At 36.8% G+C, this 15,376-nt stretch carries 14 protein-coding genes; 8 read left to right on the top strand and 6 right to left on the bottom strand.

Features of this window, described 5'->3' with window-relative positions:
- Nucleotide 1: 1 nt before the first annotated feature.
- From JCM15579_RS03670 to JCM15579_RS03680, 3 genes are all read right to left on the bottom strand, one after another.
- Nucleotides 2-436, bottom strand: coding sequence for an EamA family transporter (locus JCM15579_RS03670; RefSeq protein ID WP_083464515.1), 435 nt, complete (start codon nucleotides 434-436; stop codon nucleotides 2-4).
- Nucleotides 376-948, bottom strand: coding sequence for a DMT family transporter (locus JCM15579_RS03675; protein WP_054715904.1), 573 nt, complete (start codon nucleotides 946-948; stop codon nucleotides 376-378). Before JCM15579_RS03675 ends, JCM15579_RS03670 begins: the two co-directional genes overlap by 61 nt.
- A gap of 198 nt (nucleotides 949-1,146) precedes the next feature.
- Nucleotides 1,147-1,842 (bottom strand): XRE family transcriptional regulator, encoded by a 696-nt coding sequence (locus tag JCM15579_RS03680; protein ID WP_083464516.1) that lies wholly within the window; start codon nucleotides 1,840-1,842, stop codon nucleotides 1,147-1,149.
- A 172-nt stretch (nucleotides 1,843-2,014) separates the two neighbouring features.
- Here JCM15579_RS03680 and JCM15579_RS03685 point away from each other — a divergent pair, with 172 nt between their 5' ends.
- Both JCM15579_RS03685 and JCM15579_RS03690 read left to right on the top strand, forming a co-directional pair.
- Entirely contained in the window at nucleotides 2,015-3,406 is a 1,392-nt protein-coding gene (locus JCM15579_RS03685; RefSeq protein WP_054715907.1) for an aldehyde dehydrogenase family protein, read from the top strand.
- A 224-nt stretch (nucleotides 3,407-3,630) separates the two neighbouring features.
- Entirely contained in the window at nucleotides 3,631-4,650 is a 1,020-nt protein-coding gene (locus tag JCM15579_RS03690) for a LacI family DNA-binding transcriptional regulator (protein WP_054715911.1), read from the top strand.
- 66 nt (nucleotides 4,651-4,716) lie between these two features.
- On the opposite strand, the gene JCM15579_RS21260 is transcribed toward JCM15579_RS03690, so the two are convergent.
- From JCM15579_RS21260 to JCM15579_RS03700, 3 genes are read right to left on the bottom strand one after another with little or no spacing between them, the layout of a single operon-like run.
- Nucleotides 4,717-5,292, bottom strand: a complete 576-nt coding sequence (locus tag JCM15579_RS21260) for a radical SAM protein (protein WP_245625812.1) — start codon at nucleotides 5,290-5,292, stop codon at nucleotides 4,717-4,719.
- Entirely contained in the window at nucleotides 5,256-5,759 is a 504-nt protein-coding gene (locus JCM15579_RS21265; RefSeq protein WP_245625813.1) for a hypothetical protein, read from the bottom strand. The genes JCM15579_RS21260 and JCM15579_RS21265 overlap by 37 nt, the downstream gene beginning before the upstream one ends.
- Nucleotides 5,760-5,777: 18 nt before the next feature.
- Nucleotides 5,778-6,449, bottom strand: coding sequence for a ferredoxin--NADP reductase (locus JCM15579_RS03700; protein WP_054715914.1), 672 nt, complete (start codon nucleotides 6,447-6,449; stop codon nucleotides 5,778-5,780).
- A 164-nt stretch (nucleotides 6,450-6,613) separates the two neighbouring features.
- Here JCM15579_RS03700 and JCM15579_RS03705 point away from each other — a divergent pair, with 164 nt between their 5' ends.
- The 6 genes from JCM15579_RS03705 (at nucleotide 6,614) to JCM15579_RS03730 (ending at nucleotide 15,271) form a co-directional block, all read left to right on the top strand.
- Entirely contained in the window at nucleotides 6,614-7,594 is a 981-nt protein-coding gene (locus tag JCM15579_RS03705; RefSeq protein WP_054715917.1) for a DUF4097 family beta strand repeat-containing protein, read from the top strand.
- 432 nt (nucleotides 7,595-8,026) lie between these two features.
- Nucleotides 8,027-9,253: an ROK family protein gene (locus tag JCM15579_RS03710; protein ID WP_054715920.1), complete on the top strand. Its 1,227-nt coding sequence runs from the start codon at nucleotides 8,027-8,029 to the stop codon at nucleotides 9,251-9,253.
- Nucleotides 9,254-9,475: 222 nt separating this feature from the next.
- Nucleotides 9,476-10,375, top strand: coding sequence for a nucleotidyltransferase family protein (locus JCM15579_RS03715; protein WP_054715922.1), 900 nt, complete (start codon nucleotides 9,476-9,478; stop codon nucleotides 10,373-10,375).
- Nucleotides 10,376-10,478: 103 nt separating this feature from the next.
- On the top strand, nucleotides 10,479-11,702 hold the full coding sequence (gene gluP / locus JCM15579_RS03720) for a glucose/galactose MFS transporter (RefSeq protein WP_218186049.1): 1,224 nt from the start codon (nucleotides 10,479-10,481) through the stop codon (nucleotides 11,700-11,702).
- Nucleotides 11,703-11,748: 46 nt separating this feature from the next.
- Nucleotides 11,749-12,852, top strand: coding sequence for a phosphotransferase enzyme family protein (locus JCM15579_RS03725; RefSeq protein ID WP_054715928.1), 1,104 nt, complete (start codon nucleotides 11,749-11,751; stop codon nucleotides 12,850-12,852).
- 91 nt (nucleotides 12,853-12,943) lie between these two features.
- Entirely contained in the window at nucleotides 12,944-15,271 is a 2,328-nt protein-coding gene (locus JCM15579_RS03730) for a 6-phosphogluconolactonase (protein ID WP_054715931.1), read from the top strand.
- The last annotated feature ends 105 nt before the right edge of the window (nucleotides 15,272-15,376 follow it).

A 15,376-nucleotide genomic window follows, 5' to 3' on the forward strand; every position in this document is an offset into this window, starting at 1 on the left:
TTTATTTTGATACCTCTGCGAGCACTCTTTTCTTCTTCTTCCTCGAGAAAAATACCGCAGTAACCGCACCACCAAGAACCAAAATCGCACCAATTATCGAGTAAAGTGTCATGCTTTCTGGCTGTATCCAGCTTACCTGAAGGGATGTAAGAACCGACATGGTAATAAGGGTAATAATTGGGTTAAGGGTTACGATAATGCTCACCTTGTAGGCCTCGGTATACTTAAATGCAAGAGCAATAGATCCATAAGCAACTAAAGTGTTTACACCAAGAAATACCACAATGGCCCAGGTTTTAAAATCCAAACCCTGGAAAGCAGAAATATCGGCCATAGGCGTGTAAATCAAAGCTGGAATTCCATACAGTACCATATTCAAAACCTGTGCAGGATGTTGTTGAACCAATTTCTTTTGCAAAACGGCATACAGTACCATGTGACTGCCCCTAGCTCAACCCAGAAAAAGCCAAGGTTAAAAGTATTGGTATCGTGAATAAAGGTCTGCAGTTGGGTGCGGTAGAACAGGAACAAACCAATGCCTGCAATTCCAAAACCAGCCATTTGTTTTAGGTTCAGCTTTTCTTTAAAGAAAAAAACTCCAGCCAGCGCCAGCATAATGGGGCCGCTTTGTATGATAATTTGTGCATTGCTCGGACTGGTATAATTCAAGCCTTTTAAGAATCCAATGTAGTTTATCCCCAAGCCAATTGCTGCAATTATGAGCAAAAGAGGTGGACGTTTGATAATGTTCAACTGCTTTCGATCGCTTATCAGGTAGTAGATAAACAAGACCAAAAAGGCAAAAGAGAATCGAAACCATACAATGCTGATGGGATCGATATCCTTAAGGGCCACCTTTAAAAAAATGGGAAGAAAGCCCCATAAAAATGCAGTGACCATTGCGTAAAGTACGCCCTTATAATTACTTGAAGAAGCAATTGAGTTCATTATTTTTTTTATTTAGAATGAATAAAAGCAATCAAAAGTAGAAAAAAAATGATTCGCTGGTACTCCTAAATGAAAAAATAACAGGAAAGTAACATGTAGGCTGTTAGGAGCTGTTGCTTATATAATAAATGATTGGTTTTACATGTCTAGCATCTTTGAGATGCTTGACATGTTATATGTAGATAGCTCGTTGTTATATTACGGCAGCTGAAAAGAAACAAATCCCAATGCCTTCCATACCTCTACCACTTGATTCAGGCTTACCTCGAAGGATAGGTATTCTTTATTATCGGAGTTCAATAGCAATTGATTGTTATCAAAATCCTTTACCACGCGTTTGTACACAATGCCATCTTCGGTAGTCACCACAATATGGCTGGTGTTGTTTTTAATCAACTCCCAATCTTGCACATACTCGCAAATAATGTATGATCCTGCAGGTACTGGCAACATGCTTTCTCCCTCAATTTGGAATGCACGATAGGTTTTGTTTTCCGATAGTTCGGCAAATGGCATTCTAAAGTTTGGCAGCTCGCTAATGAATTCGGCATCCGAGTGGCCATTTAAATATCCGGCTGCAGCCTTAACAGGAACCAAAGAAATCATCTCGTCGTTCTTTTCATCCACCAAAATGGGAAGAATTCTCAGGTTTTCTCCTTTTGTGTCTTGTTTCTTTTCCTTCTCTTCTTGCGCAATATCCGATTTCACCAACTCATCAAGATTTCTGTTGAAATAATCGGAATACTTTAAAAGGGTAGATATTTTTGGAGTACTTCTTTTTTGTTCGTAGGAGCTAATTGATGAGGCTCCAATTCCTATGCGAGCAGAAAGTCTGCTTTGCGATAGTCTTTTTCTAATGCGTAAATGTTTAAGATTCTTATTTAGATTTTTCATGAAATTTCTGTGTGTGAATTTTGAGAACAACAAAAGTAGTGCTTTGAAGCTTTCTTTCAGCGATTTTATGCGATTAAAGCAAAATTTAGTCCCGAAAAACTTTGGGGAGATTGGGGGGTAATCAGGACAAAAACTTGTATTTTGTGTAGGCAAAAATATAAACACACATACAATGAACACTATAAAAGTAAATTCACCATTTGATGGCAGCTTGATCAAGGAAATTCCTGTGCTCAACAGTCAGCAAGTGGAAGAAAAAATTGCTAATGCATATGCTCTTTTTCAGGATAAATCAAGATGGTTAAAACCTTATGAACGCATCGAAATTTTGGAAAAGACCAAAGCCATCATGCAAACTCGTGTTGAGGAATTGACTAAAATAGCTGCTGCCGAGGGAGGTAAACCATATCAGGACAGTAAGGTTGAGGTTTTGCGAGCTATAAATGGAGTGCAGTTGGCCATTGAGCATATCGGTCAAATGAAAGGCGAACAAATTCCTATGGGGACTACAGCGGCATCGATAAACCGTTGGGGATTTACCATGCGCGAACCCATTGGTGTGGTTTTGAGTATTAGTGCGTTTAATCATCCATTGAACTTGGCAGTTCACCAGGTAATTCCTGCTTTTGCAGTAGGTTGTCCTGTTTTAATTAAGCCTGATACCAGTACGCCAATGTCGGCAATCGAATTGGTGAAAATGCTGAAGGAAGCTGGTTTACCTGCCGATTGGGTAGAGGTAGTAGTTTGCGACAGAACCAATGCTGAGAATTTGGTAAAGGATGAAAGGGTGAATTATCTGTCCTTTATTGGTTCCGCTGAGGTGGGATGGAGCTTGCGTTCGAAATTGGCAGCAGGTACCAGATGTGCCTTAGAGCATGGAGGATCAGCACCTGTGATTGTAGAATCGGATGCCAATCTGGAGGAAACCATTCCTGCTTTGGCCAAAGGTGGATTTTATCATGCGGGACAGGTTTGTGTTTCGGTGCAACGTGTTTTTGTTCAGGAGGGAATTGTGGATCAGTTTTGTGATCAATTGGTTGAGATAGCTAAAAAACTAAAAGTTGGGGATCCGTTGGATCCACAAACAGAAGTGGGACCGCTCATTGAAACCTATGAAGTAGACCGTGTTGACGAATGGGTGAAGGAAGCTGTAGCCGATGGAGCAAAATTATTATGCGGAGGAAATAAGATATCGGAAACTTGTTACGAGCCAACTGTATTGTTGAATGCATGCCAAACTTCCAAAGTATCGAAATTGGAGGTGTTCGGACCTGTGATTTGTGTTTACAGTTATAAAGACATGCAAGAGGCCATTGATTTATCGAATTCATTGCCTTTGGCATTTCAGGCGGCAGTGTTTACCTCAAATATCGATAAAGCATTGAATGCAGTTAACCAGTTTAATGCATCAACTGTAACAATTAATGATCATACTGCATTCCGTGTAGATTGGATGCCATTTGGAGGAAGAGATGCTTCTGGAATTGGAGTAGGAGGAATTCCTTATTCAATGCAGGAAATGACAAGAGAAAAATTGATGGTGATTAAATCAAGTAAGATTTAGGAGTGTGGGTTAAATTGCATTTCGAGATTAAATTAATGTTATACCATCATTATATAATGAATAATGAGTGAAAACACTTAGGTAAATTGGGTGAAAAAGTGTGTAAGCAAATATATCTCCTAATTAATTTATACTATCTTTGTGTGTTGTTGGATAAACAGATAAAAGTCATTATATTAATGACTCCCAATCTGATTTATTGAAATAAGATAAAAATTTGTACTATGGCAAATAGACCTGTAACCATTAAGGATATTGCAGAAAAACTGAATATTTCTGTTTCAACCGTATCCCGAGCTTTAAAAAACAATCCTGAAATCAGTTTACAAACAAGAGAGGCTGTTCAGAAATTGGCTAAAGAGTTGAAGTATCAACCAAATCCATTGGCTGTTGCTTTGAAAACTCAAAAGTCGAACACTATTGGGGTTGTTGTGCCACAGATTGTAAGTTCTTTTTACGCATCGGTTGTAAAAGGGATTGAGCAGGTTGCTGACGAATTTGGTTATCAGGTTTTCGTGAGTTCTTCAAATGAGACAATGGAAAAAGAAGAGAAGAACGTAAACGGATTCCTAAATATGAGAATGGATGGAATTATCCTTTCTTTATCCCGAGCAACAAATACATACGATCATATTCATAAAATTCAGGATATGGGTGTGCCAATGGTGCTTTTCGATAGAACATCAAAAGAACTAGAGGTATCGAAAGTGGTGGCAGATGATGCTGCGGCAGCTCATTCGGCAGTAACTCACCTTATTGAAGGAGGTGCTAAGCGAATTGCATTCTTAACTGGTCCTGAGTATATGCTTTTTGGTAGAAACCGTATGAGAGGTTATAAAAAGGCTTTGGAAGATAAGGATATGGCAGTTGATGAAACCTTGATTTCAAGATGTGATTTTACGGTTGAAGATGCCAAGAGTGCTTCATTGGAGCTTTTAAAGCGTTCAAACCGACCAGATGCTTTTTTTGCCATTAATGATGAATTGGCAATTGGAGCAATAGCAGCGGCTAAAGAATTGGGTCTTAAGATTCCTGAAGAAGTTGCAGTGGTAGGGTTTTCAAATAGCCGTCGTTCACGTTATATGGAACCATCTATGTCGACTATGGATCAAAATCCTAAGCAAGTTGGACGAGAAGCTGCAAAACTTTTATTTGACCAAATGGAAAATAAACCAGGAGCTAAGGAAGTGAAGGAAGTTGTTGTTCATGCCGATTTATTGGTAAGGGCATCTAGTGAAAGATAAAACACAATAAATGATATAAAAAAATCCTGCCGATTGGCAGGATTTTTTGTTCTTATATCTATAGGATTAAAAATCTTTCTCTTGTTGCTTTATTAGCTCTTTGGTTGATAACAATCCGCAAGCTGCAAAAATATCCAATCCTCTTGATCTTCGAATTGTAGTTGTAATTCCCTTTTTATTCAATTGGTCTTTGAAGAATTCAATGGTTTGATCATCGGATCCATCCAGTGGAGTGTTAGGAATAGGATGGAAACGAATCAAATTGATTCGACATTTGATACCATCCAATATTCTACAAAGTTCCTTTACATGTCTCGGTGTATCATTAATTCCCTTGAACATGATATACTCAAAAGAAACTCTTCTTTGTCTGCCAAAATCGAAATCCTTAATGATTTTTAGTACATCCTTAATTGGATAAACATTTTGTACAGGCATTAATTTCTTTCTCTCATCGTCGAAAGGAGAGTGTAAACTAACTGCAAGGTGGCATTCACTATTGTCAAGAAATTCAACCATACCCGGGATAATTCCAATGGTGGATACGGTAATTCTTCTTGGGCTCATAGCCATGCCATAATCCGAAGTCAAAATTTCAAGAGACTTTAGGACCTCAGGAACATTATCAAGAGGTTCTCCCATACCCATGTATACGATATTGGTAAGCTTTTCTCTTTCTGGTAGCTTCGAATTTGATTAATGATTTCGCCACTCGTCAACTGTCCTTGGAATCCTTGTTTTCCTGTCATGCAAAACAAACATCCCATTTTACATCCAACTTGTGAGGATACACACAAGGTGTTTCTATCGCTGTCTGGAATGTAAGCTGTTTCGATAAATTTGTTCTCGTGGTTGGTTGGGTAAAGATATTTCTTTGTGCCATCAACCGATTCTTGTACTTTAGTTGAAGCAGTTGTTCCAAAATCGTACTTTTCCTTTAAGGCAGTTCTTGCCTTTAAAGACAAGTTGCTCATCTGGTCGATTTCTGTTACATCTTTTTTGTACAACCAATCGGCAATTTGTTTGGCAGTAAACTTTGGCAGTCCTAAATCTTTAACTACCTGAGTTAATTCATTCAAACTTTTTCCTAATAGAATCTCTTTCCCCATTCTTCAGTATTAATAAGATTAAAAGTAGATTTCAGCCACAATTTTATTGTATTCCACACCTCTGCTAATAAGTAAATCGCGAACTTCAACTACCATTTCAGGGCTACCACATAAAAAGAATCTACAATTTTTTGGGAGCTCTGGAATATCCTGCAAATATCGGGTTAATCTTCCATTATACAAACCATCACCAGATTCTTGAGAGCAACAGCGAATATATTTTTCACCCAATTCGGGTAAGAACTCATTTTCAAAATAGAATGAATGAGTAAATCTACCACCATGAATAAGCGTTTTGTTTTCTTTTAATCCTGATCGGAACATGGATGAAAAGGGTGCAATTCCTGTTCCTGATGCAATCCACCATGCAGGAGATGTATCATCAATAAAATCACCGTCAGGATCAGTAACAAATAATTCTGTTCCTGGTTTAATCTCACTAAGTCTTGGAGTAAGCCATCCATCATCTTTTAGGTTATACAGGATGTTTACTTCATCATCGTGAATTCCACTAGCAATGGTATATAGTCTTGGAGTTACACTTAAATCGGTTGTCAAACCAACATACTGTCCTGCTTTAAAATCTTTAATTTTCTTGAATTTCAAAACATACACGCCTGGCGATATTTCTTTGTTTTCAAGAATATTGGTTGTGTGAAGTTTGTTCTTTTGATCTGTATTTGAATTCATATATTACATTTTGAATGGGCAAATATAGTAATTAATTTAAAAAGATTCTAAATAGTGAAATTGATTTTATAAGCTAATGCTTTTGACTGTAACTAATCATGCTTATTGAGCGTCATATATATTGTTCTTGAATTTACTCATTCATCCTAAAAAATATACTAGAAATGAAAACAAAAATGAGATTTATACAATTGGCGTTATTTAGTTTATTCCTGCTTTCTTCGGTGAATTCTTTTTCACAGTCTATTTATGCAGAAGAACACAAGGTGTTTGATGGTATCAATAAACTTGAAGTTAAAGGCTCTTTTTGCGATGTCGAAATTATAGGAAGTGATAGAACTGATGTAAAATTTGATGGTGAAATAAAAGGATCGTCATTTGGAGGCAAGAAGTTTGAAATAAAATATGATGTAGCTGGTGATAAATTGATAGTTTGGATTGATTCTCCGTTTTCTTTTAGTGGAAGAATTGAATCGAAATTGCAGTTTAAAGTTCCTGCAGATACTAAAGTACTGGTAAAAAATTCATCAGGAGATGTCTATTGTGAAGGCCTTGTTTCCCAATACAACTCAATACGCACTAGTTCGGGTGATGTTGGTATGCAAAAAATAAAAGGCGATTTGGATTTAGTAACTTCTTCTGGCGAAATCTCTGTAAAAAATCTTATCGGTAATTTAGAGATGGAATCTACTTCAGGGGATCAGGAAATTAAGGAGGTAGTTGGTAACATATCTACTCAGGCGTCATCTGGAGATTTAGAATTTAAATATATTGAAGGAGATATTTCTTCAAGAACTACTTCGGGGGATATTGAAATTGATAATTTGGTTGGAAGATTAAAGAATGTATCGAGCTCAGGTAGTATGGAGATTAATAATTCGAAAGTATATCTGCATTTAACTGCTAGTTCTGGCGATATTGAAGGTAATAATTTGTTATTGGTTGGAGAATCATTCTTTTATACAACTTCTGGTAATGTTGATTTGAAATTAAGAAATGATCATGATCAATTGAGTTTTGATTTGGTGGCATCTTCGGGAAATTTAAGAGCTGGAAATAAAAAAGGAGACAAGAAGCTTTACTTGCGAAATGGTGAGATTTGGATTCATGGAAAGAGCAGCTCTGGAGATCAAACTTATTATTAAAAAATGCAAAGAGGACGTTCAGTCCTCTTTTTTTTGTTCGTTTGCGAACATTAGATGTGATACAATCGGACACTTTTGATACGAAGAATTTACATGATATTTCCATAAGTACCACATAGCTAGAGTGAAAGGATTTTTGGCCCGCCACTTGTAATTACCTATGCGAAATCATTTTTAATGGTTTCCCAAAAATTGGGAGTGGTGTCCCGGGATTTTGGTTTTAATAGCATAATTAATTGGTTTTCTTTGATTAAGGGTCCTTTAAACGGCCCTTTTTCTTTTTTATATCCCTAATCGTTCAATTTCCTAAATTTTTCTGCTTTAAAATCAATATACATTACTTTTAAAAAAAATTATAAAAGAATTGCTTATTTGAAAAAATAAATTGTAATTTTACCATCAGATTACAAACCTATAATAGAAGAAAAACGTTTGAGACCACAATTTCTATATGAAAAGAACCTACAGGGTGTAGCTAATTCTGTAAAAAGAAAACAAGAACAGTATCGCAAAATTGTTCGACACCTTTATTATAATGGTGCTGCATCAATTGCTGAAATTGTAAAGGCTGTTAAAATGAGTCAACCATTGGTAGCTTCATTGGTTGATGATTTAATGGGCTATGGAATGCTACTGGATAATGGTGTGGGGGAATCAATAGGAGGTCGTCGTCCAAATTTGTTTTGTATAAATTCTGAGTATCAATATGTAATTGGTGTGGATATCAATTTACATACTTTGAATTTGGCTGTGTTTGATTTATCGAATAAGCAAATTTTTAGAGAGGAGACAAAGTATTTTGACCTTGAGAATAGTGATGAGTACTTAAACTCTTTGATAGAAAAGATAGAGTCAATGATTTCCCAATTGGGAATACCAAGGGAAAAGTATCTTGCTGTGGGAATTTCGATTCCAGGTTTGGTTGATGCCAAGCAAGGATTAAGCCATACTCACCTTTCGGTAGCTGAAAATGGTTTGGCTCGTGTTTTAGGAGATAGGCTAGGCATAAATGTATTGCTTGACAATGATGCTCGAACGATGGCCTTGGGAGAGAAAGCGTTTGGTAAAGCAATTGACAAGGAGAATGTACTGTGCTTAAATTTAAGTAATGGTATTGGTCTTGGAATGATTTTGAATGGTGAACTTCACTCTGGTAAAAATGGTTTTGCAGGGGAATTTGGTCACATTTTAATTGATCCGGAAGGCAAGCTTTGTTATTGTGGCAAAATTGGATGTCTGGAGACCTTAACTTCAGGAAAGATATTGGTAAAGAATATCAGAGAGGCAGTTGATAATGGACAGCCAACTCTTTTGGCTAGTTACAAAAAGGAAAATAGAAAGATTGATCTAAGAGCAGTGGTGGAAGCCATATTGCAAGGAGATCAGTTCGCGATAGATCAGTTGAACCAAATGTGTGAGTATTTGGGTAAAGGTCTGGTTACATTGATTCATTTGTTGAATCCAGAAATGGTAATTATTGGAGGCAAAATTGCACATGCAGGCAAGTTTGTAATTGATCCTGTTACCATGTCGATGAATAAATATGCCATGAGTAGAATTAGTTCTGAAACGGAATTGGTTTGTTCCGATTTGTTGGATGATTCAGCATTAATGGGAACAATGGCAAATGTGATGAGAAGTGTTTTAAGTTTAGATTAATAGAGAAATTATTGATTCCCGCATGGTTAAACTTTGGTTTAATGTTCAATTGTAGTAGTAGTGTTCTGCGGGAATCAATTTCTTTATGCTAACATCTTAAGAATAAATATAAAAAATACAGATGAAACGAACTGGTAAGTTTTAATGGTAGCAGCAAAGACAGCTTATTAATTAAAATTACCGAGAAGTTTCGTGTGATAATCGATACAAAAGAAAAAACTCATGAAACCAACATTATTAGTATTAGCAGCAGGAATGGGAAGTCGATATGGCGGATTGAAACAGATGGATCCAATTGGACCATCCAATGAGACCATTATTGATTATTCAATTCACGATGCAATAAAGGCAGGCTTTGGAAAAATTGTATTTGTAATTCGAGAGAGTTTTGAAAAAGAATTTAAGGAATTGTTTAATGCAAAGTTAGCTGGTAAGATTGATGTGGATTACGTGAATCAGGAAATATTTAAGGTACCGGAAGGAACAACATATAATCCTGAAAGAGAGAAACCATGGGGAACTGGGCATGCTATTTTAATGGCTAAGGATTGTATTAAAGAGCCTTTTGCCGTAATCAATGCCGATGATTATTATGGAGTGGAAGCTTTTCAAACCATTGCTGATTACTTAAGAAATTCAATTAGTGATCAGGAAAACTGCATGGTTGGTTATCAGTTGGCGAACACAATTTCAGAGAATGGTTCTGTATCAAGAGGAGTTTGCGCTACCAATGAAAATGATCACTTGGAAACTGTTGTTGAAAGAACTCATATCGAAAAACTACCAGAAAATATTGCATACCTGGAAGATGAAAAATGGTATCCACTTTCTGAGGATGCAACGGTATCGATGAACTTCTGGGGATTTACTCCTAAACTTTTCGATCATTTGGATTCTCAGTTTAAAACTTTCCTTCAAGAGAAAGGTGATCAGTTGAAGTCTGAATTCTTTATTCCTTCTGTTGTAGCTGAAATTATTGAATCAGGAGATACTCAGATTAAGGTGTTGAAATCGGATGCTCAGTGGTTTGGAGTGACTTATAAAGAAGATAAGGAAAAGGCACAAAATGCGATTAATACGTTGATTGAGAAAGGTGTTTACCCTTCGAAACTTTGGGAATAATATTGTAAGTACATGGTTTCTGGGATGTGAGATATGACTAGTTGGAAAGAAACCGTTAGCGTTAAATTATAAGAAATCATTAATTGAAAATAAATTTATTGTTATGGTGAGTATACAAGCAACAGACTCAGGAACCAAGAAGTTCATGATCCCATTGATCGTTGTAGGGGTGATGTTTTTTGCAATTGGTTTTGCTTTAGGAATTAATAGTTATATCGTTCCTTTATTGAATAAAACATTAGGAATATCGTCTGCAGAATCATATTTGGTTATTGCAGCAACTTTTTCTGCATTCTTAATTTTTGGCTATCCAGCATCTTTGGTAATTGGGAAGATAGGCTATAAGAAAACAATGGCATTGTCGTTTTTGATGTTTGCTCTTGGTTTCTATTTGTTTATTCCATCGGCTCAAATGGAAAGTCTTCCTTTGTTTTTGTTGGCATCATTTATTAGTGGAATGGGAAATACTTTCTTGCAGGCTTCTGTAAATCCGTACATCACCATTTTGGGCCCAATGGAAAGTGCTGCAAAAAGAATGAGTTATATGGGGGTTGCCAATAAATTGGCTTGGCCTATTGCACCTTTATTCTTGGCATTGGTAATTGGTAAAGAAGTAAATGATGTTGCACTTACCGATATCAATGTTCCTTTCTATATCATTATTGCGATTTTTATTTTATTAGGCGTGTTGGCCATGGCGGCTAAACTTCCTGAGGTGAAAGCTGCTGGGGAAGATGAAAATTCTGCCGAAGAATGTCCATATGCAGCAAATAAAACATCAGTATGGCAATTTCCTCACTTACTTTTAGGAGTATTTGCTTTGTTCCTATATGTAGGAGTTGAAACAGTATCTCTAGGAACATTGGTGGATTATGCAGAAAGCTTAGGATTGGCAAATCCTGAATTTTATGCTTGGATTGCCCCGGTTGGAATGGTGATTGGTTATATCTGTGGTATCATCTTTATCCCTAAATATATTAGTCAGGCTGCTGCACTTAAAATTTGTGCAATTGCTGCTTTATTCGGTTCTCTAATGGTTGTATTGGTTCCTGCAGAATGGTCTATTTTCTTCATTGTATTTATGGCTTTGGGATGTTCATTGATGTGGCCTGCACTTTGGCCTTTAGCTATGACTGACTTGGGTAAGTTTACAAAGGCAGGATCATCTTTAATGGTAATTGCAATTGTGGGTGGTGCAATTATTCCTACCGTTTATGGATTTGTTAAAGATGCTGTAGGAGGACAAAATGCATATTGGATTTGTGTACCATGTTTCCTATACATTTTATACTATGGGATAAAAGGACATAAAGTAAGAACGAAATAAATTGAAAATAGGTGTTGCATTAAGATACGCCATTTAAAGATAAATTATGAAGGAGAAATTGTTTGATGTTGCTTCGAAATTCGTATTGGAGGGAAAGATCGAGGATATTAAGCCATTAGGTGAAGGATTTATTAATGATACTTTTCTGATCACTACAGAGGGAGAAGAATCACCAAATTATATACTACAAAGAAAGAATACCAATATTTTCAAGGATGTTCCTGGAATGATGGGGAATATTCTAAAAGTAACGGCTCATCTGAAAGCAAAGATAAAAGCAGCGGGAGGAGATACTAGTCGCGAAGCAATGACTATTAATGTTACTGAAGAAGGGCTTCCTTATTTTGCAGATGAAAATAATGATTATTGGACGGTATGCATGTTCATTAAGGACAATATTACTTATGAAGCTGCTGATAGTCCAGAATTGGCATTCGCAGGAGGAAAAGGAATTGGAAAATTCCAGGCGATGTTGGCCGATATGAAAGAGCCTTTGGTTGATATTCTTCCAGGATTTCACAATATCAGATTCCGTTTTAACCAATGGGATGAGGTATTGGCGAAAGATCCTGTAGGCAGAAAAAAAGACTTACAGAAGGAAATTGAATGGGTTGAGTCGCGTCGTGAGGAGATGTTGAAGTTTTGGGAATTGGTTGAAAATGGAACCATTCCTACCCGTGTAACTCACAACGATACTAAAATCAACAACATTCTTTTCGATCAGGATGGAAATGATCTATGTGTTATCGATTTGGATACTGTTTTGAATAGTACAGTATTGAATGATTATGGTGATGCAATGAGATCATATACAAATACAGGTTTGGAGGATGATGAAAACTTGGATAACGTAAGCATGGACATGGAAATCTTCACAGCTTATACAAAAGGTTATTTGGGAGAAACAATTTCGTTCCTAACTGAAAAAGAGTTGGAATACCTTGCTTTCTCTGCCAAGTACATTACCTACGAACAGGTGTTAAGATTCCTTATGGATTATATAGATGGAGACAATTATTACAAAGTGAAATCGCCGGAACACAATCTAATTCGAACTCATGCTCAGTATAAATTGCTAATAAGCATGGAAGATCAGTTCGAAGAGATGAATCAGGTGGTGAATCAGTATTGTAAGGAGTTGTCTGCCTAAAATTGTGTGTAATATTAGCTAACTCATAGATAACAAGCCGTTTTCTCCTTGTGTGGTGGAGATTCAGCCGAAAAAGATTTATTAGAGAGAAATGGAAAAAAGATTTGAATCAAGAGTAGAGCAAGCATTCTATGAATTATCAGGAATGCAGGAAATAACAACCCAAATTCCATATGTTACGGTTGATAATTTCCCAAAATTAGGATTGATGACCTCGCTACGCTTTTTGGAATGGGCGGAGCAAAACCCTAATGGAGTAATTAGTTTACCTACGGGTAAAACTCCTGAATATTTTATCAAATACACCCAGTTTTTGTTGGAAAACTGGAACAATGAGAAAGGAATAGAAATCCGTTCACAATACGGTTTAGGCGATATGGCTAAGCCTGATTTGAGTGGATTACAATTTGTACAAATCGATGAGTTTTATCCAATTGATCCTCGTCAACACAATAGTTTTTACAACTATGTGATGAAGTATTATATCGAAGGATTTGGATTGAATAAAGACAATGCATTGTTGATTAACTCTGAGGAAATACCTTTGGTAGATAACAAATCATTCCTTGAGGTTTTCCCGGATTACAATATCGATTTGTCGCTTCGTTACCGTGAGGCAACAAGTGAAGTTGAGAAAATGCAGCAAGACTCAATCTTCATGATTGACAATTGGTGTACTCAATATGAACAGAAGATTCGCGAAAAAGGTGGAATTGGTTTCTTCTTAGGAGGAATTGGTCCTGATGGTCACATTGCTTTTAACACGCGTGGATCGGATCATTATTCAACTACACGATTAACCAAAACTAACTTCGAAACACAGGCAGTTGCGGCTGGTGATTTAGGAGGAATTGAAGTATCGAGAAACCGATTGGTAATTACCATTGGTTTGGATACCATTACTCACGATAAAGATGCTGTTTCAATCATATTTGCAGCAGGTGAAGCTAAGGCAGATATCGTAAAAGGTTCATTGGAAACTGAGCCTGATGCAGTTTATCCTGCTTCAGTACTTCAACGTCAGAAAAACAGCCGTTTTTACCTGACAACGGGTGCTGCATGTAAGCTTACTGATAGTGTAAATCAATATTACAAAGACGGTGAGTGGACACAAACAAAAACTGAAAAAGCAGTAATCGATTTGTGTCAGAAGCTTAATAAATATGGACATCACCTAACGCTTGAAGATTTAAAAGCAGATCCATATGCAAGCCAAATTCCTAATTTAAGTGAAGATACCGTACAGTTGGTTATCGATGCAATTCAAAATAAGCTTGAAAAAGGAATGAAAGCTGATAACGATGAGGTAATTTATCATACAGGTCCTCATCATGATGATATCATGTTGGGAATTATGCCTTACACGAATCGTCAGATGCGTTCGGCTAGTAACGAAATTCATTTCTCGGTATTGACTTCTGGTTTTACAGCAGTTACCAATGGATTTATTATTGGCGTTTTAAAAGAGTGTCAGGAATTTATTGCAAAAGGTCAGGTTCAGATGTTGGAATATCCTGATTTCTTTGAAGTAGGATATAGTAAAAAATGGGATAAGGATGTTTCTCACTTTTTGAATTCAGTTGCTGAGCGTAACGAGAATGGCAAACGTAGAGGTCTGTGTCACCGTGTGATCAGATCGATAGTAGGAATTTGGAAAGTACAGGATAAGTTCCATTTAAATAAAGTGATTGCAAGCGTAATTGGCGAGCTGGAAAGTGCTTACGATGGTGGAAAGAACTCACCAGAGGTTCAGAAAATGAAGGGTATGGTTCGTGAGTTCGAGGAAGAATTGGTATGGGGTCACTTTGGTGTTCCTGTTAACAATGTTCACCATTTGCGCTTAGGATTCTATAAGGGAGATATTTTTACTGAACTTCCTGAAAAGAACAGAGATATGCTTCCAGTTTTGGAAGAGTTTAGAAAGTACAAGCCAACTACTATCAGTTTGGCTATGGATCCAGAAGGAAGTGGACCGGATACTCACTATAAAGTTTTGCAAGCAATTGCAGGAGCTGTTAAGGAGTGGGGAGAAGAAGAGGATCTTTCTAAATTGAGAATTATTGGATACAGAAATGTTTGGTTCAAGTATCATCCGGCAGATGCCGATTATATTGTGCCGGTATCCTTAAATGCTCTTGATGTATTGGAGAATTCGTTTACCGAATGTTACATGAGCCAGGTAAATGCATCATTCCCAAGTTATGAGTACGATGGCAAATTTAATGAGCTGACTCAAAAAGTTTGGGTACAGCAATTAAAGCAAATTCAACTCTTGTTGGGTAAAAACTTCTTCTACGAAAATGATCATCCATTGGTGAGAGCAACTCACGGGTTGGTTTACATGAAAGAAATGACCGCTGACGAGTTCGTTGCAATGGCAAAAGAACTAGAGAAAGCAGTAGAAGAAAATCCGTTTTAGTACCACACACAAATACCATAGGATCGGAGGGTTTAGGCCCTTCGGTCCATTTTTTTTATTAGGAACTAATATCTAATTCAAGCAATAGGTTCTTAATCATTGAAA

The organism is Marinifilum fragile JCM 15579 (assembly GCF_001310955.1).
Taxonomy (GTDB): Bacteria; Bacteroidota; Bacteroidia; order Bacteroidales; family Marinifilaceae; genus Marinifilum; species Marinifilum fragile.

Bases quoted from the DNA above. Each gene is read 5' to 3' on its own strand.
- JCM15579_RS03725 (WP_054715928.1), top strand. From the start codon at position 11,749: ATGAAGGAGAAATTGTTTGATGTTGCTTCGAAATTCGTATTGGAGGGA.
- JCM15579_RS03690 (WP_054715911.1), top strand. From the start codon at position 3,631: ATGGCAAATAGACCTGTAACCATTAAGGATATTGCAGAAAAACTGAAT.
- JCM15579_RS03715 (WP_054715922.1), top strand. From the start codon at position 9,476: ATGAAACCAACATTATTAGTATTAGCAGCAGGAATGGGAAGTCGATAT.
- JCM15579_RS21260 (WP_245625812.1), bottom strand. From the start codon at position 5,292: ATGGGAGAACCTCTTGATAATGTTCCTGAGGTCCTAAAGTCTCTTGAA.
- JCM15579_RS03700 (WP_054715914.1), bottom strand. From the start codon at position 6,449: ATGAATTCAAATACAGATCAAAAGAACAAACTTCACACAACCAATATT.
- JCM15579_RS03685 (WP_054715907.1), top strand. From the start codon at position 2,015: ATGAACACTATAAAAGTAAATTCACCATTTGATGGCAGCTTGATCAAG.
- JCM15579_RS03705 (WP_054715917.1), top strand. From the start codon at position 6,614: ATGAAAACAAAAATGAGATTTATACAATTGGCGTTATTTAGTTTATTC.
- JCM15579_RS03670 (WP_083464515.1), bottom strand. From the start codon at position 436: ATGGTACTGTATGCCGTTTTGCAAAAGAAATTGGTTCAACAACATCCT.
- JCM15579_RS03680 (WP_083464516.1), bottom strand. From the start codon at position 1,842: ATGAAAAATCTAAATAAGAATCTTAAACATTTACGCATTAGAAAAAGA.
- gluP (WP_218186049.1), top strand. From the start codon at position 10,479: ATGGTGAGTATACAAGCAACAGACTCAGGAACCAAGAAGTTCATGATC.
- JCM15579_RS03675 (WP_054715904.1), bottom strand. From the start codon at position 948: ATGAACTCAATTGCTTCTTCAAGTAATTATAAGGGCGTACTTTACGCA.
- JCM15579_RS03730 (WP_054715931.1), top strand. From the start codon at position 12,944: ATGGAAAAAAGATTTGAATCAAGAGTAGAGCAAGCATTCTATGAATTA.
- JCM15579_RS21265 (WP_245625813.1), bottom strand. From the start codon at position 5,759: ATGGGGAAAGAGATTCTATTAGGAAAAAGTTTGAATGAATTAACTCAG.